General features: G+C 72.6%; 2 protein-coding genes. Both read left to right on the top strand.

All coding sequences use genetic code 11. The features are described from left to right. The first annotated feature begins 155 nt into the window (after positions 1–155). A complete protein-coding gene (locus E1283_RS34690; protein ID WP_132822142.1) occupies positions 156–1,877 on the top strand; it encodes a glucuronyl esterase domain-containing protein in 1,722 nt (573 codons plus the stop codon). Between the two features lie 84 nt (positions 1,878–1,961). Then, positions 1,962–2,654: a VOC family protein gene (locus tag E1283_RS34685; RefSeq protein WP_132822141.1), complete on the top strand. Its 693-nt coding sequence runs from the start codon at positions 1,962–1,964 to the stop codon at positions 2,652–2,654. The last annotated feature ends 165 nt before the right edge of the window (positions 2,655–2,819 follow it).

The following is a 2,819-nucleotide window of genomic DNA, read 5'->3' as shown; positions in this document are numbered from 1 at the left end:
GCGCCCCCCACCGCCGCCCGGTGTGTCCCGCGCCGGGCGGCGGTGCCGCTATCCCGCCAACCTGAGCGGGGCATGTCCCAGCTGTTGTCATGTACCGGGCCCGTTTCTAGCATGGGAGCGCTCCCATAACTCCGTACGGGACACGGAGGTCTCCCATGCGCATTCTCGGATTACGGCGGTACCGGCCTCGGGCCTGGGCCGTGGCGGTCTTCGGGACCGTCGCCAGTCTGGCCACCCTCACCCTCGTGCCGGGCGCCGTCGCCACCGGCGGCCCGGCTCCCGCCGCCGCGCCGGTCGCGGCGGCACCCGGCATCGCCGCCGTGGAGGACGACGGCGCCGACTGCCCGGTGCCCGACGGCGGCCCAGCCGCCAACTCCCTGCTACCCGACCCGTTCACCAGGATCGACGGCACCCGCATCGCCACCAGGGCCGACTGGCGCTGCCGGCGGGCCGAGACCCGGGAGCTGGCGGAACGGACCGTCTACGGGCAGAAGCCCGCGCGACCCGACAGCGTGACCGGGACCGTCTCCCGGACCGGTATCACGGTGAACGTGTCGCACCAGGGCCGAAGTTCCAGCTTCTCGGCGAGCGTCGAGCTGCCCAGCGGAACGGGCCCCTTCCCGGCCGTCGTCGTCTTCGGCGGCTTCGGCGCCGACACGGCCACCATCAAGGCGTCGGGGGCCGCCGTCATCAACTTCGACCCGTACACGGTCGGACGCGAGGGGACGCCGCGCAACAACAAGCAGGGCGCGTTCTACAGCGTCTACGGCGCCCAGAGCAGCACGGGGCTGCTGATGGCCTGGTCCTGGGGCGTGAGCCGGATCATCGACGTCGTCGAGCAGTCGGGCGGCAGCGTGCTGCGGGCCGACGCCACCGGCGTCACGGGCTGCTCGCGGTTCGGCAAGGGCGCCTTCGTGGCCGGTGCGTTCGACCAGCGGGTCGCGCTCACCATGCCGATCGAGTCGGGCAGCGCCGGGGCGCCCATCCTGCGGGGGGTCGCGGGTGAGAGCGGAGCCCAGCCGTTGAGCAGCGCCTACTCGGAACAGCCCTGGCTGGGCGACGCGTTCGGCTCCTACACCGGCAACCCGAACGCGCTGCCGGTGGACATGCACCAGATGGTGGGCATGGTCGCGCCGCGCGGCCTGTTCGTCATGGAGAACCCGCACATCGACTGGCTCGGCGCCAGGTCGGGGAGCGTGGCGGCGCTCGGCGGGGCCGAGGTCTACCGGGCGCTCGGCGCGACGAGCAACATCAGCTACTGGTCCGACGTCCAGGACGGCACCCACTGCGCCGTCAGGTCGGAGTGGCGGGCCCCGTTGCAGCAGAGCATCCAGCGGTTCCTGCTGAACTCGGGCAGCGCGCCCGGCGTGTTCCGGGTCGCCGCCGCCAAGTCAGGCAACCTGTCGGCGTGGCGCAACTGGCAGACGCCGACCCTCACCGACACGGGCACCACGGGCGGAACGACGTCGGGCACGACGTCCGGCACGACGTCCGGCACCACGACCACGGGCGGCGGCGACGCGGGCGGCACGACCGTCGGCGGCACCACCGGCGGGGATCCCGGCGGTCCGAACGACGCCTGCGGCGCCGGCTACCGCACGGTCAACAGCTGGTCGGGCGGCTTCCAGGGCGAGGTGACGGTCACCAACACCTCGGGCGCCGCGCTGACCGGCTGGTCCGTCGGCCTGACCCTGGCGCCCGGACAGACCATCAGCAGCCTGTGGAACGGCCAGCAGAGCGGGACCAGCGGGTCCGTCACGGTGCGCAACACCCAGTGGAACGGCGCCCTGGCGCCCAACGGGTCGGTGACCTTCGGGTTCACCGCCACCGGCAACTCCTCGACGGCGCCGAGCGGGATCAGCTGCGCCGCGACCTGACGACCCACCGACGCGCTCGTGGGCGGGCCGCTGCCGGCGACCCGCCCACGAGCCGTTGACAGTGGGGGCTGCGAGGATGCGGCCATGGAACAGACACCGAGTCGGCAGGAAGCGTCGGATGCGGTCCAGGACCACGGGTGGCGCTACGTGCTGGGCGCCTTGCAGACGTCGGTTCCGGTCGGGACCCTGGCCCAGGCGATCAGCCTGGCGGGGGACGCCGTCGCGGCGTGTGGCGACGATGCCGACCGCCATCTCCGGGTCGACGTCCGGCCCGACCGGGCCGTCTTCACTCTGCGGTCCTCGGACCGCGCCACGGTCACCACCCGGGACATCGAACTCGCGCGTCTGATCTCCGCCACCGCCGACAGGTCCGGGTTCCTGCCGGAGCCCGGAACCGGAGCGGGCGCGCCACGGTCCGTCCAGACTCTGGAGATCGCCGTCGACGCCCTGGACATCGCCGGGATCCGGCCGTTCTGGAAGGCGGTGTTGGGCTATGTCGACGAGGCGGGCGCCGGGGGACCGGAGGATCCGCTCGTCGACCCGGTCGGTCAGGGACCGGCCGTCTGGTTCCAGCGGATGGACCGCGCGCGTCCGCAGCGCAACCGCGTCCACCTCGACGTCAGTGTCCCGCATGACGAGGCACCCCGGCGGATCGATGTCGCGCTGGCAGCCGGGGGCCGGCTGGTGTCCGCGGCCCGTGCCCCCGCCTTCTGGGTGCTTGCCGACCCGGAGGGGAACGAAGCCTGCGTCACCACCTGGCAGGGGAGGGACGGCTGAGACGACCTTCGGGACAACACGCCCGGACAGGGCCTAGCTGTTCTGTCCACGGAGGTTGGTGACGGACGACATGTGGTCGTGGTCTTGAACGAGTGAGGGCCTTCCGGCTTCGGTGTGGATTGCGACATCTCCACCGAGCATCAGAAGGCCCTCATGCCCCACCGT

The organism is Streptomyces hainanensis (assembly GCF_004348415.1).
Classification (GTDB): Bacteria; Actinomycetota; Actinomycetes; order Streptomycetales; family Streptomycetaceae; genus Streptomyces; species Streptomyces hainanensis.
This window is presented reverse-complemented; position numbering and strand designations above follow the sequence as displayed.

What these genes read in the sequence shown, in the direction of transcription:
- E1283_RS34685 (WP_132822141.1), top strand. Translation starts at nt 1,962, where the DNA reads ATGGAACAGACACCGAGTCGGCAGGAAGCGTCGGATGCGGTCCAGGAC.
- E1283_RS34690 (WP_132822142.1), top strand. Translation starts at nt 156, where the DNA reads ATGCGCATTCTCGGATTACGGCGGTACCGGCCTCGGGCCTGGGCCGTG.